A 21,843-nucleotide genomic window follows, 5' to 3' on the forward strand; every position below is an offset into this window, starting at 1 on the left:
CCCCTTACTTACACTTTAAATTTCTTTCAATTCTGAATAAATGGATTTACATTGCACAATATAGTAATATTTAAAGAAATAAATATCTACTTACGATTTAAAATATAAATAATATAAGAAATAGAATTTATTAAAGGTGATAACATGCGTATTTTATTAATTGATCGAGATATTGAAGAGGCACGAGGCATTAGCTGGTATATAAAAAATTACTTCCCTAGCCATGTTGAGGTGGAGTATGTGCAAGATACAGCGCAGTTACAAATTTCTATGGAGACATTGCAGCCACATGTCATCATCGTTGAAATTGAAATGGTGACACCTTCTATTGAAAAGCTGCTGCAACGCTATCAGCCACATATTGTCGCATTAACTGCACAGCCGATTTTTCAGCATGCCGCAAAAGCCATTCAATTACAAGCTGCCCAGTTATTTGTGAAGCCTATTCCATTAGAGCAGTTAAAAACAACATTGCTCGCTTTAAATATTGATCGCGCTAGACCTATAGCAACAACAGCCGCAACGGATGTCCAGCTATATGTTGATTTATATTTAAAAAAGCCAACAATTATTGATATAAAGGAAAAGCATTTTTTCATTATTGAGCCATCCCATTTTGAATCAAATTTACAGCTTTATCAATGGTTTATTGAGCTGCGTTTGTTCCAGCAAATGACGGCTTTACCTCTACAAAATCGCATTATTTGTGTTGTGGAAAATGTAGGGCGTGACGAATTATTAAAGCAGCTCCGTTTACTGATTCAAGAATGGCATGTCGTCAGCTCACAATATATGAATATTGCATTGTACGATGGTGATAATGCCACGATACGTGAAATGTATGATGAGGTAAAAAAAGTGTTGATTCAACGCTTTTACAAAGGCTATGAGCATATTTTCCTTAGCTCTGAGCAATTTTCAATTGTGAGGCTTGACCCACTATTAACACCAGAGGAGCAGCAGCTATGGATTAATAGCTTGGAAGAGAGAGATACAGGTGCAATTAAAGCATTCCTTTATCAGCTCGCAAAGGCAGATACATTTTATCATCATGATGATGTACGCATTCATTTAACAAGTGTACTTGCGCAATTGCGACGCTATATGATGAAATATCATTTGCAGCAGCAAGCATCAATCGAGGCAGATTATCGCAAGCTTTTTCACTTGATTTTGGAGGGGCCGATTTTATATTCGATTTTGCAGGAAATGATGCTGTTTACGCAAATGCTTATAGATGCTGTGGAAAAGTCGAAGGAGCAGTTGAAGGCAGATTACAGCGAGTTAGCCATCGAGCTCATCCAGCGTGAATTTAGCGATAGCACGTTGAACTTGCACAGTGTCGCTCAGCAGCTCGGTATTAGCCCGAATTATTTAAGTACCCTCTTTTCTAAAAAACAGGGCATTCCTTTTAAGCGTTATGTGCAAAATGTGCGCATTCAAGCAGCTTCGAAGGCGTTGCTAGAAACGGATTTAGCGATTACAGAAATCGCACAGTTAAATGGCTTTGAGGATGTTAATTATTTTATTAAAGTATTTAAGCAGCATTTAGGGACAACACCGTATCGTTATCGAGCGAATAATCCAATAGTGCAAAATTAAAGAGATATTTGCTTGCGATTAACAAATAGAATAATAAGAGCGACATAAATAAAATACAAAAAACTAACTCCTATTAAAATCAATCCCATTGCTGCAGGTGGTACATCAAATGCATTTGTCATCGGGAATACTTTCGTAAAAACATAAACGAATAAACAAGCATAAGGCAACCACAAAAAGATACCTATGTAACTCCATTTTGATTTTTGCAAAACCTTTATATTTATAACACTACAGATGAGAATCAATAAAACAATACTCAGTGTACCCCACAGAATCAGTTTTGACATTTCTATATTCGTCACTCGGTTCAATCGATACACATTAAGCAAAAGTTGGGCTATTACTATAAATAATAATGCATGCAAAAGACTACTAGCATTTATTTTTAGAAAAAGCTTCACACCCTTTTTTATTTATAATAACGTAAGGTTTTGAAGGAAATCCCTTTCAATTATCACATTTTTTAAGCAGCTTAGACCCAAGCTGCTTAACATTTCTTATTTATTTCAACCATCTACTTGACAGAGAATTTACCATAACCAATATCTAGGTCTTTGTGCAACAATAAATTAAATAATATAAACCATTAATTCACGAAATATTCGGATATATTCGCTTGCACATAGATTAAACAGTCAACTTCTCCTAGCTTTTGTCACACGCACCTTGATAATAGATATCTATTTAACATCCATTTATATAATTTTGCATTTGGTTAATGGAAAGCTTCTACGTGACTAATGTAAGTACGTTTTTAAATTTATCTATTAGGTTGCTAATATTATTCCTCTTTTTTAAAGATTAATCCCTTTTGTTGTTGCTTTTCAATCTGCTGTATACTTTTTGAAGGTGTTGGTAAATCTTCAGGCATTGTGCCACCAAGTTCTTCAATTGTTTTTCTGACTTTTATACCAACATCAAAATGTGTTTTATTGGCTTCTGCTTTTGAAGAAATGTTTTCTCTTCTTAATTTTTCATCTGTTTGAGTTGCTCGAAACAGATTTGCTGCAAGTTCAGTACTTCCCATATGATCTAAAATCTTGTGACTCTTTTTCAATCCTTTTTTAGCATGGATTTCTTTCTGTCCTAACCCACCATACAACCCTTTATATCCATAATTTTGAAATATAGCATAATCTGCTGGTGTTTCAACTCCAGCATTTTGTGCAGCCTCAGCTAGTGATTTATTGTGCTCTTTTAACTCATTTCTAATAGCCAAACGCTTTTTATCTTCACTTAAAGAATCAAACTCGTCTTGAAGTTCTTGCTTTCTTGTTTGAATCGCAAAATATGTTTGACCTAATGCTACAACTTCTTTAGATGGATCTGCATTTTGTACAATTAAATAACAAGCATACCTTGAAAGTATTATATCCTCTATTACACGTTCTGCACCAGAACCGAGTTGGACCATTTTGCTGACGTCAGCAAAATGGTCATTAATTATATTTCCACTTGATTCACATGCAACTTTAGCCTTTTCAATAACATTTAAAAAATTTCGCCATTGAGTATATTGCAAGATTTGTTGCATATCTCGTGCATACCAAAACTCCTGTTCATACTCATTTATATTTTTATATTCTTCAAACATAGACCTACCATATTTTTTAATATCACTCATAAAAAATCCCCCTTTAGATTACTTATACATATAGTATAAAACAATAAAATACAAAAACACATACTACGCTATTTTATAGAGAAATTATTGTTTTATGTCTTTTGCTCTTGTTTCCCTTGGTTCTATTTCTGATAATACCTATGTCCTTTAATTCACATCAATATAAATAGAAAATCCAAACTACCATGAAATATTGAATCAAAATTTCATAAGATAATTGGGATTTCCATTTAGCTGAATAATCTTATTTTTAATTATAAGATTTTATCAGTATGTTAATATTTTCCTAATTCACTTTTTTCTAAATATCCTGTTTTGTCATGCTTACTTGAAGTTTGGTTTTCAAGTAACTAAACTTCTTGCTTATTTATCCTCTGTTGTTCTGACGATATTCAAAAAATCCTTTAATTTTTAACTACCCATTCTCATAAACTCACATCGTCATCCTCCCTTCATTTATTGCTTCAAAGAATCTGAAAAAAGAGGAAATAAATTTACTTTCTACATTTGGTTAGAAAAAAATAGCCCACTGGATTTTCCTAGTGAGCTATTTTATAGAAATTTTAATAAAGTTTATGGTTATTGATGATGCTGTCCGATGTAATTGATATGAAAGTGACAAAATACATCCTAAATTAATACGATCAGGCTACAACTACTGAAAAATGGACTATCACACCATTTTCCAAACAACGCTGTGCTTTTTGATTGAAATATTCACTATTTAGAAAAGGTGTGGATGTTTTTTGAAATTTTAAAAACACTGGATTAAACGTTGTTACCTTCACTTTTAAATTGTTCAAGGAATTTCTGACTTCTTAGACAGCTTTTTCAGAAAATCATAGAAGTAATCTCAAAATAGTAAGATCCCTATTATTTTTCATTCACTCACTATCCATATCCCTGTATTTGACTGCTGCTCCATATGAAATACATGCTCACTAACCCCTGCTCGCCTGTATTGATAGCGCACTTCTACCTGATTATCAGCAATTGGCGAAACCTTTCGATAGGCTGCCTCTAAAAATAGCTCGCCCATACGTGTAATCGATACTGAAGAATCTAACATGGATTGTGCCAATGCACCATCACCAAAAAGACTATCATATAAAAACAAATCAAAATGTTGCTCTGCTGGGTAGCTGTTTGCTCCCTCCTTGGCTAAATAAATGGATTCTGTATTTTCCTCTGTTGCCAGCCCTACAACCTCACCGTAAATTTTGTGTACAGGTGTAATTGTTCCAGCTTGTACTGTTTCACTAGCGGGGAAATGATTAATTAAAAAATATTCGCGTGCGTTCAATAGCTGGTCATAGCCACCTACAATTGTTACACCATTTTCTTTATAATAGTCCATAATTTCTGATTGCACTTGCTTGCCATTTACTTTTAATTGCCCATTTTTCAGTACAATCCGATCCCCTGGCACAGCAACCACCTCATAATAAGCATCTGCATATGTTGGCAAATGGCTCGTCGTATTTGTCATTGTACGCACAATGTCACCAACCTTATAAACGACGCCATCATATAAATTCGCTTTGCGTTCGATGACTGTATGGAAAGTATTTGTACTTCCCTCTAACGAAAAGGCTTCTCGATCGACATAATGCACTCCGTCCACTTTATCGAAATGCGGCAGCTCTGCCAATTCCTCATAGCGAATCGAAGATAGCTTCTGCTTTTTTTGCAAGGCAGAAATTTGTGCTAAATCATCGAGTGGATCATATGGGATTTCTGGTCCTTCATTTGATGAAAGCTGCTCTATCGGGTTAAACGTAATAAATAGAAACAGCGCTACTACAGCGATTGCTGCGGTTACAAATGGTACTTGCCAAGAAGGCTTTTTCGCTGGCGCTCGCAAGTTTTCATGTACACGTTGCTTTATTCGTCTCTCCTGCATGGATGTGTCGCCCATCATTTTATCAAGCTTGCGTTTAAAGTCGCTCAATTGCTTTCGACCTCCTCTTCTTCAAAAAACTCTTTTAATTGCTGCTTCGCTCGTCGCAGCCGTGTTTTCACTGTATTTTCATTGAGCTGTAAATAGTCTGCTATTTCTACAATCGACTGCTCATCATAATAAAAGAGTATTAATGGCTCACGATATTTTAATGGTAGCTGAAAAAGATTTTTCTCGAGCGCTGCAAGCTGCTCCTGCTCTAACATCATTTCCTCTATACCCTTTGTCGATGTAAAAATCGTTTCAAATAATACGTCTTTTTTATGCTTCCACGAGCGTAAATAATCCTTTGCGCGATTAGCTGTCACTTTAGTTAAATAGGTTTTTAACGACGCTTCCTGACGAAATTGCTCGCTTTTTTGAAAAAATGTAACAAATACTTCCTGCACAATATCTTCAGCTGTCGACCAATTTTTTACGTATAAATAAGCGATACGCACTAAATAGCGTGAATGCTCATCAATAATTTGGTCAATGTCATTCATTTGTCAAACCTCACCCTTTTCTATTGCCATATCATGTTACCGTTTACGTAAGTGGTAAATTGCTCGAATGATTTTTTCTCTGTCATTCCAAATCTACATACTTCATAGTTGGAAGCATTCATATTTGCATAACCCTCCACTGTTGTAAAGGCAATTAATAATCCTACCTCTTTAGCTGCTCGCATAAACTCCTCATTATAATGCCCATATGGATAAGCTAACGAAATAGCGTCTGGCACTTGTTGTCGATTATGCTGTAAATCCATTATAATTTCTTCCTCCGAGCGCTCTAAAGCAATTCCTATACCCTCATTGAGTGAATGTAAATCATACGTATGTGCTTCAAACTGAAAGACATCTGCTAGCTCTATCAAATCGGAATTTGTGAAAAATTGTAGTGGTCCTTCTGCATCGAATACTTGCCCCTCTTGCGCCCTATTTACACGCGAGGAAATAATATGCTGAATCGCGGTAAAGCCATGTTGCTTTAAAATAGGATAGGCATACTCCTTCGTTGATAGTAAACCATCATCAAATGTAATTAATAGCGCATTTGTTGGTACAACAAGGCGTCCTTCCAAATAATCATAAAATTGATTTGCCATCAATGTTTTAAATTTATTATCCGCTAAGTAGTCCATTTGCTGTTCAAAAGCCTCTAGCGAAATTGTACTTGCTGTCGTTTTCATTAAGCTTTTTGGCAAAATATGATGATATACAAGTACTGGTAGCCCTTCATCGAGAGCAACGGATCGTTTAGACACATACCCTAATCGCTCCCCTATGTTTACGATATACCAATCTTTTTCCTCTTGTACTACAGGATAACGATAGCCCTCTTCTAAATACATTAACGTTGCACTCTGCAAATTAGCTGCATCATAAACAATGGTTTTTTGTTGTGTTTTGATTGCAGCATGCTGCTCTGTATGTACTGCTGTCATTACTTTCTTTTTTTCAACAATCGCTTGCCCTTTGCGGACAAAGACAGTCATTTTCCCTAATCGTAGCTCATAATAAGCCTCATCTTCGCCGATAATAGCAAAAGGCTGATTCGCCTCTATCTCACCTATTTTCAGGAATGCCGTGTCTTTCATATAAATTGGCTGACGCTCCTGCAATATGATAAATTTTCTCTCCTCAGCTTGAAAGCCTTGTGCAAATGCCTCCGTTTCAACTGAAATCCATTTCGTATAAATAACTATAATCAATATAACTAAGCCAACAAGTAACAGCCCATTTATATAAACTTTTCTCATCATTTTACCTCCCTCTGTCATTTAAGCACCGTACAGACGGAGAAATGAAAAAATAGTTTCAAAAAATAATTGGAAAATTTTTAGGGACTCTTTTATTTATAGCTTCTCTGAGATATTTGCGAGTTCTCAAATTTATTTGCGACTTTCCCTTTTTATTTGCGAACTCTCGGATTTATTTGCGACTTTCTCTTTTATATTTGCGAGTTCTCAGATTTATTTGCCGCTCTCCCTGCCTGCACTTACTGATTCAAGAGCTTTCAGCAAAATATCGCCAATTATGAACAATTTCCAAACTTTCTGTATAAACCACTCGTTTTTGGCTACCATAACCTTGACAGAATAGATGGTTTTCCACCATAATTTTAGTCGTAAGCAATAATTATTATAAAAAAGCAATAACTATTAATAAAGCGCATTTATGTATGTAATATGCTTGACATTCATTGTCATTGTTAAGCTTGCTACATATGGCTCCAACGCCTTTTAGCATGTCTATAATGCATTTCATTTCTCATTTGGAGGCGCTTCGTGTAGAATAGTGATTGTAGTTTTTTCATAAACAAGGAGGAAATTTATCATGGCATTAATCGGCAAAAAAATAGAAGAATTCCAAGCTCAAGCTTTCCAAAAAGGTGAATTCATCGACGTATCTTCAGAAAACTTCCAAGGTCAATGGAGCGTTGTTTGCTTCTACCCAGCAGACTTCACATTCGTTTGCCCAACTGAATTAGAAGATTTACAAAACCAATATGCAACTCTAAAAGAACTAGGTGTTGAAGTATACTCTGTATCAACTGACACACACTTTACACATAAAGCATGGCACGATTCTTCTGAAGCAATCGGCAAAATCGAGTACATCATGATTGGTGACCCATCTCACAATATTTCTAGAATCTTTGATGTGTTGGATGAAGAATCTGGTCTTGCTAACCGTGGTACATTCATCATCGATCCAGATGGTGTTGTACAAACTGTTGAAATCAATGCTGACGGTATTGGTCGCGATGCAAGCACATTAGTAAACAAAATTAAAGCAGCACAATATGTACGCAACAATCCAGGCGAAGTTTGCCCAGCTAAATGGCAAGAAGGTTCTGCTACATTAAAACCAAGCCTTGAATTAGTAGGTAAAATCTAAGCAACAAAAACAAAGGCTGTCTGGAAAGTAGGCTAACACACCACTTTCCAGACAGCTATTTTTTTAATATATAAAAGGCCATGTTGATTTTTTTTTGCCTTTTAATAGTTCTGGAGCTTTTTAAATTTATTAAAACAGGGAGTTTTACTGATGTTATTAGATGCAGATATTAAAGCACAATTAGCCCAATATTTAGAATTAATGGAGGGTGATATTGTACTAAAAGTAAGCGCTGGTGATGATAGCGTTTCTAAAGAAATGCTTGAACTAGTAAATGAACTAAAAACAATGTCTTCGCGTATTACAGTAGAAAATACAACACTTGCTCGCACACCTAGCTTTACGGTAGACCGTGCAAACGAAGCAACTGGTATCGTCTTCGCAGGCGTTCCACTAGGTCACGAGTTCACATCACTTGTTTTAGCTTTATTACAAGTAAGTGGTCGCGCACCAAAAGTAGAGCAAGCTGTTATTGACCAAGTGAAAGCGATTCAAGGCGAATATCGCTTTGAAACATATATTAGCTTAAGCTGTCACAACTGTCCTGACGTTGTACAAGCACTGAACATTATGAGCGTATTGAATCCAAATATTTCTCATACGATGATTGATGGTGCAGCATTTAAGGAAGAGGTAGAAAGCAAGGACATCATGGCTGTGCCGACTGTTTATTTAAATGGTGAGCCATTTGGTAGCGGTCGTATGACATTAGAAGAGATTTTGGGTAAGCTAGGTGGCGGCCCAGATGCTGCTGAATTCGAAAACAAAGAACCGTTCGACGTATTAGTTGTTGGCGGTGGCCCTGCTGGTGCAAGTGCCGCTGTTTATGCAGCGCGTAAAGGTATTCGTACAGGTCTTGTAGCAGAGCGCTTCGGCGGTCAAGTAAACGATACATTATCAATCGAAAATATTATCGGTACAACACATACAGAAGGACCACGCGTTGTAGCAGGTCTTGAAGAGCATGTGAAGGACTATCCAGTAGATATTATGAATACACAGCGTGCAACACGTTTAGAAAAGAAAGATTTAATTGAAGTCGAGCTTGAAAACGGTGCCGTATTAAAAAGTAAAACGGTTATTTTATCAACAGGCGCTCGCTGGCGCAATGTTGGCGTTCCTGGTGAAGCTGAATTCAAAAATAAAGGTGTTGCCTACTGCCCACACTGTGACGGTCCATTATTCGCAGGTAAAGATGTAGCGGTAATCGGTGGGGGGAACTCTGGTATCGAGGCTGCTATTGATTTAGCAGGTATCGTAAAGAGCGTAACAGTCATTGAATTCAACGCCGAATTAAAGGCGGATGAAGTTTTACAAAAACGCCTGTTTAGCTTACCGAACGTAACGGTTGTAACAAACGCCCAAACCAAGGAAATTACAGGGACAGATAAAGTGAACGGCTTAACATATGTAGAGCGTGAATCAGGTGAGGAGCGCCACATTGACGTACAAGGTGTCTTCATTTTAATCGGTCTTGTACCAAACACAGAATGGTTAGGCGAGGAATTTGAGCGTACACGCTTTGGTGAAATCGTTGTTGATCGACATGGCGCAACAAGCGTCCCTGGCGTATTCGCAGCAGGTGATTGTACAGATAGTGCCTATAAGCAAATTATTATTTCAATGGGCTCTGGTGCAACAGCTGCACTTGGCGCATTTGATTATTTGATTCGTAACTAAAAATTATAGGTGACAGAAAAGCACTGCTTCTCTGCCACCTATTTATTGTTTTTCTAAGGTTAATCTCTTTTATTTTTGATAAAACCCGACTTTAAATAATTGATACCACTCTTCTAAAACGTCGGGCTCCATTACATGTAAGTAGCTCAGCACTTCTTTTGCAAACTCTACCGCCGCTGTCCCATTCGCTGTAATAAATCCATCCGCTGACACTACCTGCTTCTCAACAAAATGCTGTGTTCCTTTATAATGAGGTGCGAATTTCTCCAAATAGGTAACTGAATTTCCTGTATGTTCAATATTATTTAAGTAGCCTTTATCAGCTAAAAAAGTACAAGCATCACATATTGCTGCAACAGGAATGTTTTTATTTAAACAAATGTCAATAACAACTTGAATGCGATTATTTTCACCTTTAGCCCAAGATGTGCCACCAATCAAAATGAGCATTTCAAAATGTGGAGGGAGTTCATCAATAGAATAATCAGGTACAACACTAAAACCACCCATTGATTTTACAGGTATGTTGCTAATAGCTAACGTTTTTACAGCGAACTCTGTTTCTGGCTTATTTAGCTCTGAGCAAATATATGCACCTTCCCAGTCAGCATAGCCCTCCGAAATAAATACCAGCACCTCTTTTTTCATACACACCCTCCTCCTATTATATTTATGATACTTCCCCTTTACTTACCCATAATACATCGCATACAAATCATTCAATGTTACCTTACCAAATGTGAAATCGTTTATTTCTAGTTCAGCTAGATGAATAGCCATCTCGCCAAGAGTTTCTGCATCTTTTTTATCTAGTGTTAGCAGCGTCATATCATTGACTAATGTTTGGACGCGCAAGTTTGGATAACGTACTTGGAATGCTGCCTTCATATCCTCTGACATGTTTTTCACACGTACCGTTGTCATAGCAGTTCCACTAAAGCCATTAACAACTTCATCGACATCAATTAGCTGACCATCCTTAAATAAAAAGATACGGTCTGCATATTTTTCTAAGTTATCGAGTAAATGTGAGGCAATGACGATAAGCTTACCTTCAGCCTTCTTCTCCATTAACACACCTGAAATAATTTCTACGTTAATCGGGTCAAGTCCGTTCATCACTTCATCCATTAACATAATTTCTGTGTTGGCAACAATTTGCATTGCAAAGCATAAACGTTGGCGCATCCCTAATGAGTATGTACCAGCTTTTTTATTGACATAATGCCCCATGTTCAAGGCTTCAATCGTTGTGTCAATGAGCTTTGGATCTGAATTCCACATTGTACAATAAATTTTTAAATGGTCACGACCGCTTAAATGATTGTACAAATCACTTTGATCAGGCATCATTGAAATCAATTGATGGATTTTCACTTCATTCGCTTTGCTTGAATAAGTTAAATTATTTTTAAAGACTACTTTCCCACTATTTGGTGTTGCATAATTCATCATCACATTCATCAATGTAGATTTTCCTGTTCCATTAGGTGCAACAAGACCAATTACTTCCCCTTGCTGAAAGGTATTGCTAATGTTATCTAATACCTTTTTCTCGCCAAAGCTTAGCTTAATATTTTGTAGTTCAATCAATTCCATTCCCCTCCTACTTCACCAATTTAAAACGTTTATTAAGTGAGATACATAGCGTAATGACTAGCATAACTACTATATAAATCGCTAACAGCCTCATTCCTAGCTGTGCTGACATTATTTCTGTGTCGTAATAGTAATTGCGTAATTTAGATACAATTTGTCCAATTTGCATATACGATGTTGGGTAATTTTCAATATGCCATAAGAAGCCAACACCTCGACTAAAGTAGAAATATTCCGCGAAAATAATCACAAGGCCAATTCCTAAATTAATTACTTCATTGCGCAGTACAACACTGAATAATAATACAAGCGTAATAATCGCCATAAACCATAGCAATAACAGCTGAATACATTGTCCTAAAAAGACTGCTAAAGATATTACTGTAAAGATGCCTTGTTGCTGTTGTTCTTTATAGTTAACAATGTATTGTGGCACCGGAATGTCGAGATAACCGAAGCCGAATTGCATACCTACAATTAAAAATCCAATAGCGAGTGGCACGAATAAAACAAGACTACCAACAAAGGCTACCAATCCTTTAATCAACAGCCTTTTCCAATCAGCAATTGGAAAGCCCTTTAACAGCGTTGGATGCAAGCGATCCTTTGTTACAATATCTACTGCTAACAGCAATGCACAAACAATCAAAACGATTGGTAGTACACCTTTCATTAAGCGTTCTACTGTTTGCCATGCTGTTCTTTGCTCAAATAAATTAATTGATAGCTCATACTCTGCTTGTGCAAACTCCTCGTAACGTTTAGCAGCTTCCAAATAAGCATAATAAGCATCGGCATCGGCATACTGGCTACCATATGTGTAGTAACGCGGATTATAGTAAAGATTGCCACTATGTTGTGTGTAGGCATTTGTAATATAATACCAGCTACTTGTTGCAGTAGCATATTTTTGTAAATCGCCACTTTCCAAGCTCTCTAAACGATCGGCATCCAATGGATTAATATCATTGAACATTTGTAATGCCTCTCTCACAGCTGGATGCACAAATCGCAAGTCCTTCCCAGCCATATGATTAATAAACGTCTCTCTCGTTAAATAGCGTGCCTCAATTTCATCAACATCTACCTGCTCAATGGGATCATAGGCAGGTGCGATTTTAATTGCATAAAATAAAGCAGCGAATAATAACAATACGTAGATTGCGATATTTTTCTTATTCGTAAAAAACTGCACAAGCTCGAATTTAAAATATGCCCACATGATAACCCCTCCTATACTCTCGCTATTTTCCCTGTTGAAAAGAATGTTTTAATAACAAACATCATCAATGCAATGCAAACAAGCAAGATGATCAAACCTATTGTCATCGTCACATCTACAGGCTTTGCAAGCTCTAAAGGGTAACCACTCAAAATCTTGTTAAAATTCAAAAAATTAAACGGATTATACGGCATAAAGCTAATCATCGATGGGAATACTTCTGGTAAAAAGAATAAAATACTTTGTACGAACAGTGTTAAATACATATTTTTCAAGACAACATTTAAAATAATAGATAAGAGCATTGCAAAAATAGCCACTACAATCATGTAGCCAATGCTAATAATCACATAATGAATTATTGAATAAATCGCAGGTTCACCTACATAAACCGCAATTGGATAGCTTGCGTCTCCCGCTCCATTTATAAATAGTAACGGCGTTGCACAAGCAATAATGACCACAATAAATGCTAATATGTATAAGAAATAAGTTACACATTTTGTAAATATGTATTGGTCAAAGCGAATTGGATAGCCTTTAATCATACTTGAATGCTCGAAATCATCTAACAAAATAGAGCTTGTATAAAAGCTAATGAAAATATACCAGCCAGCTCCCACAATACTAAAGAAAAACAGTAAAAACGGGAAAAATTGTAGCGGATTTTGCACTACAGACTGCTCCGATTTTAGCAAATGTGTAAAATACATATGATTTAATGTATTTTTTATACGTGATGGCATGAGTGAAGCTACTTTATCATATTCCTCATAGTCATATGCCTTGGCACGCAATTCAGCGATTTCGATTGAAGTTTCATAATACATTTTGCTCTTCTGCATTTTTAACGCAGCAATTTGTAAGGCGACAGCAATTTTTTGCTTGTTTAAATTTTTATATAAATCGCTTCCATCCCCATCCTCTGAGGCATCTACTACTTGAAACTTCGTCAATGCTGCCTGTGCAGAATAAAAATCCCCTGTTTTTTCTACGATTTGGTTACCAGCTGATTGCGACTTAATATAAAACATCATCCCTACTGTAATAAGCGCAACAATAAGCAATAAAAACAAATTTTTTCGATTAGTTAACTCAATTTTGAGCCCCACTTTTAATGCACGAATCATTTTATCCCTCCCGCGAACTATTATACAGTAAAATTGGATGCATATGGGATGTATTTTCAACGTAAAAAGGCTGCACCTTTACAATAGGTACAGCCTTCATTTTTAAAATGGGAAAAGCAATGGAATAGCAATCATCATGACAATAAACATAATAATTTGTAACGGTACACCTACTCGCACGAAGTCCATAAACTTGTAGCCACCCGCCGTTAACACAAGCGAGTTTGTTGGTGACGCAATAGGTGTAGCAAATGCCATCCCCGCTGCTGCCGCTACAGCAATCATAAATGTATACGGGTTTGCCTCCATCGTCATCGCCGCCGTCATCGCAATCGGCGCAAATAATACAGCCGTTGCCGTATTGCTGACAAATTGACCAAAAACAACCGTCAATAAATAAATACCGATTAAGACACCATATGGTCCATATTCTCCGAGCACACGAATGATTGCATCAGAAATGATAACCATCCCACCCGTTTTTTGTAGCGCCGTCGCCATTGGCAGCATTGCGGCTACAAGTACAATGCTCTCAAAATTCATTTTGCCATACGCATCATCCATATTACGCAAGCAGCCTGTAATAATCATTAAAATCGCACCGATTAAAACCGAAATAACAGCATCGAACACTTCAAACACCATCAAACCGACCATTAATGCCATAATTGCCCCAGCAATCGGTGCTTTCCCTGTAGCAGCTGCTACACCCGCATGCTCACGCGGCTGCCCAATCACGACAACATCCTGTGTTTCACGCGATAATAAATCGATTTCCTCCCATGTTCCTTGTACTAAAATGGCATCCCCAAAGCGTAGCTTTTGCTCTGCCATATCCTGCAATATATAATCCCCTTTACGGTTGATACCGATAATATTTAAATTATATTTTTTACGAAAGCCCATTTTGCTGACTGTTTCACCAATTAAACTTGATTGTGGTGTTAATAACACTTCTGCAACGCCAATCTTTTTTGAGATTAGCTCCTCAACATGCTCATCTGTCGTATAGTCAATCGTTAATCCATAATCAGCTGCGAAACGCTCTACATCCTCCTGCGCCCCTTGCACATAAAGGGCGTCATTTGGACGAATAACACTTGTCGGTCCTGCCATTTCTTGATATGTCACTGGCAGCAAATTAATCCCTTCTGTTGCACGACGTTGAATTTTCATAATGAAAATATGATAGCTTGCAGGTAGCTTCAACTCCGCCAGTCCCTGTCCAACAATGGAAGAAGCCTCGGGCACATTTACACAAAATAGCTTATCGTGCAAATCATATTCCTGCACGATTTTTTTTGGTGATAGCTTATAGCCTGCATTCGTTTGTAATCGCTTTTTATCATTTGGCAGCAGCTTATTGCGAATCAATACTAAATAAATAATTGCCGTAATCGTTGCAATAATACCGATTGGTGTAATCGTAAAGAAGCCTAGCTTGGCAAAGCCATTTTCAACTAAAATTTGCGAAACAATTAAATTTGGTGGTGAAGCAATCAATGTCATAAGCCCTGACATACTCGCTATATAAGACAACGGCATTAAAAACTTCGAGGGGCTCGCTTGTATACTCATGGCAATGCTGACAACAATCGGTAGCATTAATGCGACTGTGCCCGTATTGCTCATAAATGCACCAACTGTTGCCACAATGACTAAAAGCAATATAAATAATTTGCGCTCGCTATTTCCCGACCATTTTAATAGTAAATTTCCTGCCATTCCTGCAAGCCCTGTGCGCAAAATTCCTGCACCTACGACAAACAATCCCGCAATCATAATAACAACCGAATTCGAAAAGCCTGCAAGTGCCTCAGAGGGTGTTAAAATGCCACAGACAACAAAAGTAAGCAATGCTAGCATGGCAACTAAATCCGCTCGAAAGCGATTCGTAACAAATAAAACAATTGTCGTAATTAAAATAATAAAGGTTAATGTTAATTGCATACACTGCGACTCCTTCGCGCTATAATTACCTTCTATTCTATAAGAAACCGATGAAAAGGTCGCCTATAGTTGTAATATGCCTTTAAAATGTCATATATTTTTTCAATTAGTATAAATCATTTTCAATCATATCGCTTTCTCTACATATTTAAGATGTGGATATATAGGATTTTGTATCCATTACGTCTTGGTATAATTGCGTCGGGATTCAGTTAATGTTTGGACACCTACTGTAATGAAGGGCAATCTAAGTATTCATCCCCCCTTATAGAGGGGACGTTTTATAGTGAATCATGATAAAACGCCTTAAATAATAGAATTTTCTGAACGTACGATAAATTACTTAAATAGAATCATTATAATTTAGTAGCAATTATGATGTAGTTTTGGTATAGTTATAGACGAAAGGTTTTTAAAATATATTTAGGAGGTCTATTCACTATGACAATGGATAAACAACGCCGATTTACAACAGCTGGTGGTGCACCAGTAGTAAGCAACCATGACTCAATGTCTGCTGGGACACGTGGTCCACTATTATTACAAGACGTTTGGTTAATCGAAAAACTAGCAAACTTTAATCGTGAATTAATTCCTGAGCGCCGCATGCATGCAAAAGGCTCTGGTGCATTCGGAACATTTACTGTAACTCACGATATTACTAAATATACAAAAGCAAAAATCTTCTCTGAGATTGGAAAGAAAACAGAAATGTTCGCACGTTTCTCAACAGTAGCTGGTGAGCGTGGAGCAGCAGACGCTGAGCGCGATATTCGCGGCTTCGCTTTAAAATTTTATACAGAGGAAGGAAACTGGGATTTAGTTGGTAACAATACACCTGTATTCTTCTTCCGTGATCCGTTACACTTTACAGATTTAAATCATGTTGTAAAACGTGACCCACGTACAAATATGCACAATGCAAATTCAAACTGGGATTTCTGGACTTCATTACCTGAAGCATTACATCAAGTGACAATTGTTATGTCTGATCGCGGTATTCCTAAAGGCTACCGCCATATGCACGGCTTCGGCTCTCACACATATGCAATGATTAATGCAGATAATGAGCGCGTATGGGTAAAATTCCACTTCCGCACAGAGCAAGGCATTGAAAACTTAACAGGTGCACAAGCCTCTGAAATTATTGGTAATGACCGCGAATCTTCACAACGTGACCTATACGAGGCAATCGAGCGTGGAGAGTTCCCTAAATGGAAAATGTACATTCAAGTAATGACAGAAAAAGAAGCACGTAAATTACCATACAACCCATTCGATTTAACAAAGGTTTGGTATAAAGGTGACTTCCCATTAATCCCTGTTGGTGAATTCGAATTAAACCGCAACCCTGACAACTACTTTGCAGAAGTAGAGCAAGCGGCATTCGCACCATCAAACATTGTTCCAGGTCTAAGCTTCTCACCAGACAGAATGCTACAAGCGCGTATTTTTGCATATGCAGATGCACAGCGCTACCGTCTAGGTGTAAACCATTATCAGCTACCTGTTAACGCACCAAAATGCCCATTCCGCACATTCCATCGTGATGGCGCAATGCGCTTTGATGGCAATTTAGGCTCAACATTAAGCTACGAGCCTAACAGCTACGGTGAGTGGGAGCACAATACAGAGCTAGCAGAGCCACATTTAGCGCTTGAAGGTGGTGCAGGAATTCACGACTTCCGTGAAGATGACAACCTTTACTTCGAGCAACCTGGTAAGCTATTCCGCCTAATGTCGGCTGAACAGCAACAGCGTTTATTTGAAACAACGGCTGCTGAAATGGCACCTGTTGAAGAATTCATTAAACGTCGCCATATTTTACACTGCTACTTAGCTGACCCAGCATATGGTGAAGGTGTAGCAAAAGCGATGGGCTTAACGTTAGATGGCATGGACTTAACAAATCCATATACAAAAAAATAGTCACAATGAAAAGCTGCCGAAAAGAGTAAACAAGCCTCTTTTCTGGCAGCTTTTGCTGTAATTACTTTTTTATTAATTATTGGCGGTGTTGTTTTGTTCAACTTCTCGAACAAGCCTAAAAGCCATCATGAAGCTTCATGATGGCCTTTTCATTATCCAAATAATATTTGCGACATATAGATGACAACTGTCACTGTTAAACAGCTAACAATAGTTGAAAATAACACCGTCTGCGCCGCTGTATCTGACTCCACATCATATTCGAGTGCCAAGCTTGAGCTATTGCGTGATGTCGGGAAAGCACTTGCAATTAAGAGCGACTGTGCTACAACACCATCCAACCCTAAAGCAAATATAACGAGCAATGCAAGGGCAGGACCTACAATTAAACGAGTAAAGCAGCTAATAAAAATAACTTTGTTAAACATTGCACGCATTTCGATTTGGGAAATTTGCGCACCTAGTGTAATTAAGGCAACTGCAACAAAGCCCTCCGCCACATAGTTTAATGGGATATACAACGGTTGCGGAATTGGTATATGCAGCATATTTAATAAAATCCCTAAAATTAATGCATAAATAATCGGCATTTTAAAGAAGTCCTTCAAAATTTCCTTGCCTGATTTCGCTGTTGAAATTAAATTATACAAGCCATATGTATAGGTCGTAACATTTTGGAAAATAACCATAATCACTTGAATTGCTACGCCGATTGGCTGTGTTGCAAAAATCATTTGTGCTACAGGTATACCATAGTTACCAGAGTTAATGAGGACAACGCTATTTTTAAAAACAGCTGCCTCCTGCTTAGGTAAACGTAGCAGTTTCGCAATCAGATGGCTTAGCAGCATTTGCGAGCCAATAAAAAACAGTATGAACAGTGCGACTTGCCCAATTAAACTAAGTTGAACAGCCGTTTCATACAAATTTAGCAGCACTGCTGCTGGCATAAAGCAATATGTAATAAGCTGTGACATCGCCTTTAAATTAAAGGAAAACTTCTTTTGCAGTATTCCCCCAATGAACAGCAAGACTAAAATAGGTGTAACAATATTGAAAAAAATCATTGATAAATAGTGCATCCATCTCTCTCCTTCTTCTCCATTACACCTCGGTATAATTTTTTCAAGCATAGCTGAAAAAAAGGCGTTGAAAAGGATTTCCCTTTCCCAACACCTCCCTTTCTAAAGTAGCCCAGCTAGCTCCATCGTGATATATAATATTCTCGCCATTTCAGAGCGTGTTAAAGTGGCATTTGGACGAAATTCGCCATTTACGCTCGGTGTAAAAATATCCAATGTATCCATTAATGCGATGCTCTTTTGCTCTACCTCTGTTAGCATATAGACATCTTTATAATGCAAATTCCCTGCTTTAGATATTTGGTATACATCTACCCCTAAATAATCTAAATAGCGATCTAAAATAACTGCTGCTTGTTGGCGCGTCATTTGTCCATTCGCATTATAATAAACTCTCCCCGAGCCTGGCATAATACCTTTTTCATGTAATGCCTGTACTTCTTTTACATAGGCTTTGCCACGTACATCATTAAATGGTGTTGGGCTTGAAGAGGATAAATTAGCTGCTCTCGCTAGCATTACTGCAAAATCTGCACGTGTTACAGATTTCGTTGGTAAATAGCTGCTGCCAGAAGCTCCTGTTAAAATGCCTCTTTTCCCTAGCTCATTAATATAAAAGGCATTTGGATCACTAGCAATATCAGAATAATTTGCCTCAGAGTCAATTGCTGAAGCAACAAAATCTCCAGGCGTTTTCGTTTTCACAACAAAGGCATCATTTTTAATTGTTAGCGGTACACGAGTTCGCTTTAATTTACCCTCTGTTTGATAAATAATTGCATTTGTAGATGCCTTTAACTCCTTTTTCGGAATCGTGATTTCTAAATAATCTCTAAAGGTAATATCATTCCCACGCGATTTTACGGACAGATGGAATTTATCATTTTCAATTGTCAGCGCCACAGCTACTGTGCCACTATATCCCTTTAAATCAGTAATAGGTAATTTAACATTCACACCGTTCGATGCTGTAATCGTAATTGGCTCCTGCTGATAATAAATAATATCAGATGGAATATAGGCAAATAATTCATCACCACTTCGCACAAATTGCAAATCCGTACTACCAGGTACTATCGTTCCAAATTCATTATCTGGAATATATTTTAACGACACTGGGTCACTTGTACCCTGCGAGTCGACAATCCCTGTTAAATCCTCCTGCTTTGTATTCGGATGTGTAGGCTGCTTCGGTGGACCTGATGGGTTTTTGCCATACGCCTGTTCTAGTCTTTCTAGCTTCGATAATGTCGTCACATACTGCTTCGCCTCGTAAGAAAGGCGATTATAATAGGAACGGGCATTTGCTAACACTGTACCAGAGGACTGTCGCGTTACATTTGCCATATATCGGTCAAAGGCTGCAGCACTCGCCTTTGCCGCTGCGATAGCAGCCTCCTCCTTTGCAATTTCCTGTAATAGCTTTATTAAATAATTATAGCTTGAATTCGATACGCGATTTTTCGCTGCAACAGATAAGTTATCATAGGCACTTTTGGCTGCAAACACTTCCTCTTTTGAAGAGCTATATGTTAAGCGATTAATCATTGCCTCAACAGCCCAAGCATCTTCCTTCGCCTTTTTCTCCGCTTGCTCCTGCTCCCTTTGTATGCGCGCTTCTGCCGCTATTAATATATTAAACACTGCTGGTGTAATAAGTTTCTGCGCTTCTGCTGACAGTGCATTGTAAGCTTGACGTACCTCTCTTACTTGCTGCTCTGTAGAGCTACTTGTTAATGCTTTTATTTTTGTCTCTACTGCGGCAGCTGCTTGTTTTTCTGCATCCGACGCATCAGCAGCATAGCTAACAGGAGCTGCAACTAAAGATACCGAGGCAGATAATAGCAATGCTTGTGCAAACCGATTGTTTTTCATTTTTTCCCCTCCGAGCTACAATATATCTTAATTACAATTATAAACAAAAATACTAAAAAGACATAGGACAAATTCCATCTTGAAATTTTTCACAATATCCGTCTACACTATAAGTAAGAATTTTTTGGAAGGAGGAATTTTCTTGCTTCGATCTATTTTTAACATTTTTGTCGTTATCTCATGCTTTTTTATGTTAACGACTTTACATGCAGAGGCGGCAGGCTTTAAAGATGTATCAAAAGACCATTTCGCTTATAAAGCGGTGCTTTGGGCACAAAAATACGAGATTATTAATGGCTATAGTGATGGCACATTTAAGCCAAACGAAGTCATTACAGAGCAGCAATTCGCTAAACTGTTAACGAACTATTTTGAGCTAGATGTCGCAGAGGACGAGCTAAAAAAGCAAACAGCTCAAGAAAACTGGTCTGATGTATTTTACGACTCATTAGCAAGCTATGGTGTGCCATTAAATGGCTATTTGCATAATGGGGTTCGTTCTCAGCCTGTTAAGCGCGGTGTCGTCGCACAAGCAATTGCCCACTTAGCAGATGGCAAGCATAACTTAAATGGCTCCATTGAATTTTTGCTTGAGCATGCAATCTCAACAGGACAAAATCCAAAATACGAAAACAGCGATTTACAAAAATTTTTCGGTACAAAGAATAATATGACACGTGCTCAAGTAGTTACACTACTTTATCGTATGGATTCGATGGATTTCTACTATATCTCTGATGATGCAGAGACGATTCACGAAAATGCCAATAATCTTTCATTGAATGAACGAGCAGTACAAGCAAAAAAACAGCTAGATAGCTCCCTTCAGCAAGGACCTTCAAGCAATAATATTTGGCAAGGCAACTATAGTTATATTTATCAATGGGGCAAAGGGGCATATGAGCGTAACGCACGCTATGTAACTATTTCCAATGCAACAAGTAAGGACTTTTATGTCAAGCTTTCCGCCTACGATGGCAAATATGAAGGAACAACAGAGGGCTATGCCGTTATCACCTCTGCTAAAAAAGCAATTATGCAGGAATCTGTTAAAGGAAACCGCTGTATTATCGAGTTTGAGCATTTAAACAATGCGATAAAAGTGACAGAAATCGATTGTGGTGCAGAACGCACAAATGGCACAAATTTCTCTGGCACATTGCGGAAGCAATAATTTAAGTGCATGGAATCAAGCTTTCGACTTGATTTCATGTGCTTTATATTTTTTATAGGAATTCCTCCTCCTTGCATACTTCTCGCTCTTTAATTCAATATATAATTAACACATTTTGAAATGAGGTA

Annotated in this window: 16 protein-coding genes; 5 read left to right on the forward strand and 11 right to left on the reverse strand. The window is 37.6% G+C overall.

Annotated features, from left to right (window positions below):
* The first annotated feature begins 144 nt into the window (after nucleotides 1–144).
* Nucleotides 145–1,602 (forward strand): helix-turn-helix domain-containing protein, encoded by a 1,458-nt coding sequence (locus tag R6U77_RS03570; protein WP_319837472.1) that lies wholly within the window; start codon nucleotides 145–147, stop codon nucleotides 1,600–1,602.
* Between the two features lie 784 nt (nucleotides 1,603–2,386).
* Here R6U77_RS03570 and dinD read toward each other — a convergent pair.
* The 4 genes from dinD to R6U77_RS03590 form a co-directional block, all read right to left on the reverse strand.
* Nucleotides 2,387–3,229 carry a DNA damage-inducible protein D gene (gene dinD, locus R6U77_RS03575; RefSeq protein ID WP_319837473.1) on the reverse strand — a complete coding sequence of 281 codons (843 nt, stop codon included), beginning with the start codon at nucleotides 3,227–3,229 and terminating at the stop codon, nucleotides 2,387–2,389.
* 880 nt (nucleotides 3,230–4,109) lie between these two features.
* Nucleotides 4,110–5,180, reverse strand: a complete 1,071-nt coding sequence (locus R6U77_RS03580) for a S26 family signal peptidase (protein ID WP_319837474.1) — start codon at nucleotides 5,178–5,180, stop codon at nucleotides 4,110–4,112.
* Complete coding sequence (locus R6U77_RS03585; RefSeq protein WP_319837475.1) at nucleotides 5,177–5,674, reverse strand: sigma-70 family RNA polymerase sigma factor; 498 nt, start codon at nucleotides 5,672–5,674, stop codon at nucleotides 5,177–5,179. The genes R6U77_RS03580 and R6U77_RS03585 overlap by 4 nt, the downstream gene beginning before the upstream one ends.
* Nucleotides 5,675–5,694: 20 nt before the next feature.
* Nucleotides 5,695–6,933 carry a polysaccharide deacetylase family protein gene (locus tag R6U77_RS03590; RefSeq protein WP_319837476.1) on the reverse strand — a complete coding sequence of 413 codons (1,239 nt, stop codon included), beginning with the start codon at nucleotides 6,931–6,933 and terminating at the stop codon, nucleotides 5,695–5,697.
* 577 nt (nucleotides 6,934–7,510) lie between these two features.
* Between R6U77_RS03590 and ahpC the strand changes: the two genes are divergently transcribed.
* The gene (gene ahpC, locus R6U77_RS03595) at nucleotides 7,511–8,074 is read left to right on the forward strand and encodes an alkyl hydroperoxide reductase subunit C (protein ID WP_319837477.1); all 564 of its coding nucleotides are present in this window, start codon (nucleotides 7,511–7,513) and stop codon (nucleotides 8,072–8,074) included.
* 150 nt (nucleotides 8,075–8,224) lie between these two features.
* Nucleotides 8,225–9,754 carry an alkyl hydroperoxide reductase subunit F gene (gene ahpF / locus R6U77_RS03600; protein ID WP_319837478.1) on the forward strand — a complete coding sequence of 510 codons (1,530 nt, stop codon included), beginning with the start codon at nucleotides 8,225–8,227 and terminating at the stop codon, nucleotides 9,752–9,754.
* Nucleotides 9,755–9,823: 69 nt separating this feature from the next.
* Here ahpF and R6U77_RS03605 read toward each other — a convergent pair whose 3' ends face one another.
* From R6U77_RS03605 to R6U77_RS03625, 5 genes are all read right to left on the reverse strand, one after another.
* Entirely contained in the window at nucleotides 9,824–10,402 is a 579-nt protein-coding gene (locus R6U77_RS03605) for a type 1 glutamine amidotransferase family protein (protein WP_319837479.1), read from the reverse strand.
* Between the two features lie 42 nt (nucleotides 10,403–10,444).
* Nucleotides 10,445–11,347: an ABC transporter ATP-binding protein gene (locus tag R6U77_RS03610; protein ID WP_319837480.1), complete on the reverse strand. Its 903-nt coding sequence runs from the start codon at nucleotides 11,345–11,347 to the stop codon at nucleotides 10,445–10,447.
* Nucleotides 11,348–11,360: 13 nt separating this feature from the next.
* Nucleotides 11,361–12,575, reverse strand: a complete 1,215-nt coding sequence (locus R6U77_RS03615) for an ABC transporter permease (protein WP_319837481.1) — start codon at nucleotides 12,573–12,575, stop codon at nucleotides 11,361–11,363.
* An 11-nt stretch (nucleotides 12,576–12,586) separates the two neighbouring features.
* Nucleotides 12,587–13,705, reverse strand: a complete 1,119-nt coding sequence (locus R6U77_RS03620; protein ID WP_319837482.1) for an ABC transporter — start codon at nucleotides 13,703–13,705, stop codon at nucleotides 12,587–12,589.
* 102 nt (nucleotides 13,706–13,807) lie between these two features.
* Nucleotides 13,808–15,655, reverse strand: coding sequence for an SLC13 family permease (locus tag R6U77_RS03625; RefSeq protein WP_319837483.1), 1,848 nt, complete (start codon nucleotides 15,653–15,655; stop codon nucleotides 13,808–13,810).
* A 441-nt stretch (nucleotides 15,656–16,096) separates the two neighbouring features.
* Here R6U77_RS03625 and R6U77_RS03630 point away from each other — a divergent pair, with 441 nt between their 5' ends.
* Nucleotides 16,097–17,584, forward strand: coding sequence for a catalase (locus R6U77_RS03630; RefSeq protein ID WP_406601075.1), 1,488 nt, complete (start codon nucleotides 16,097–16,099; stop codon nucleotides 17,582–17,584).
* A gap of 152 nt (nucleotides 17,585–17,736) precedes the next feature.
* Here the strand turns inward: R6U77_RS03630 and R6U77_RS03635 are convergent, their stop codons facing one another.
* Both R6U77_RS03635 and R6U77_RS03640 read right to left on the reverse strand, forming a co-directional pair.
* Entirely contained in the window at nucleotides 17,737–18,666 is a 930-nt protein-coding gene (locus tag R6U77_RS03635) for an AEC family transporter (RefSeq protein WP_319837484.1), read from the reverse strand.
* Nucleotides 18,667–18,768: 102 nt separating this feature from the next.
* The gene (locus R6U77_RS03640; RefSeq protein ID WP_319837485.1) at nucleotides 18,769–20,541 is read right to left on the reverse strand and encodes an S-layer homology domain-containing protein; all 1,773 of its coding nucleotides are present in this window, start codon (nucleotides 20,539–20,541) and stop codon (nucleotides 18,769–18,771) included.
* 142 nt (nucleotides 20,542–20,683) lie between these two features.
* Between R6U77_RS03640 and R6U77_RS03645 the strand changes: the two genes are divergently transcribed.
* On the forward strand, nucleotides 20,684–21,715 hold the full coding sequence (locus R6U77_RS03645; RefSeq protein WP_319837486.1) for an S-layer homology domain-containing protein: 1,032 nt from the start codon (nucleotides 20,684–20,686) through the stop codon (nucleotides 21,713–21,715).
* Nucleotides 21,716–21,843 lie beyond the last annotated feature (128 nt).

It is taken from the genome of Lysinibacillus louembei (genome assembly GCF_033880585.1).
Classification (GTDB): Bacteria; Bacillota; Bacilli; order Bacillales_A; family Planococcaceae; genus Metasolibacillus; species Metasolibacillus louembei.

Bases quoted from the DNA above. Each gene is read 5' to 3' on its own strand.
- R6U77_RS03605 (WP_319837479.1), bottom strand. From the start codon at position 10,402: ATGAAAAAAGAGGTGCTGGTATTTATTTCGGAGGGCTATGCTGACTGG.
- ahpC (WP_319837477.1), top strand. From the start codon at position 7,511: ATGGCATTAATCGGCAAAAAAATAGAAGAATTCCAAGCTCAAGCTTTC.
- R6U77_RS03620 (WP_319837482.1), bottom strand. From the start codon at position 13,705: ATGATTCGTGCATTAAAAGTGGGGCTCAAAATTGAGTTAACTAATCGA.
- R6U77_RS03570 (WP_319837472.1), top strand. From the start codon at position 145: ATGCGTATTTTATTAATTGATCGAGATATTGAAGAGGCACGAGGCATT.
- dinD (WP_319837473.1), bottom strand. From the start codon at position 3,229: ATGAGTGATATTAAAAAATATGGTAGGTCTATGTTTGAAGAATATAAA.
- R6U77_RS03635 (WP_319837484.1), bottom strand. From the start codon at position 18,666: ATGCACTATTTATCAATGATTTTTTTCAATATTGTTACACCTATTTTA.
- R6U77_RS03640 (WP_319837485.1), bottom strand. From the start codon at position 20,541: ATGAAAAACAATCGGTTTGCACAAGCATTGCTATTATCTGCCTCGGTA.
- R6U77_RS03585 (WP_319837475.1), bottom strand. From the start codon at position 5,674: ATGAATGACATTGACCAAATTATTGATGAGCATTCACGCTATTTAGTG.
- R6U77_RS03615 (WP_319837481.1), bottom strand. From the start codon at position 12,575: ATGTGGGCATATTTTAAATTCGAGCTTGTGCAGTTTTTTACGAATAAG.
- R6U77_RS03625 (WP_319837483.1), bottom strand. From the start codon at position 15,655: ATGCAATTAACATTAACCTTTATTATTTTAATTACGACAATTGTTTTA.
- ahpF (WP_319837478.1), top strand. From the start codon at position 8,225: ATGTTATTAGATGCAGATATTAAAGCACAATTAGCCCAATATTTAGAA.
- R6U77_RS03630 (WP_406601075.1), top strand. From the start codon at position 16,097: ATGACAATGGATAAACAACGCCGATTTACAACAGCTGGTGGTGCACCA.
- R6U77_RS03590 (WP_319837476.1), bottom strand. From the start codon at position 6,933: ATGAGAAAAGTTTATATAAATGGGCTGTTACTTGTTGGCTTAGTTATA.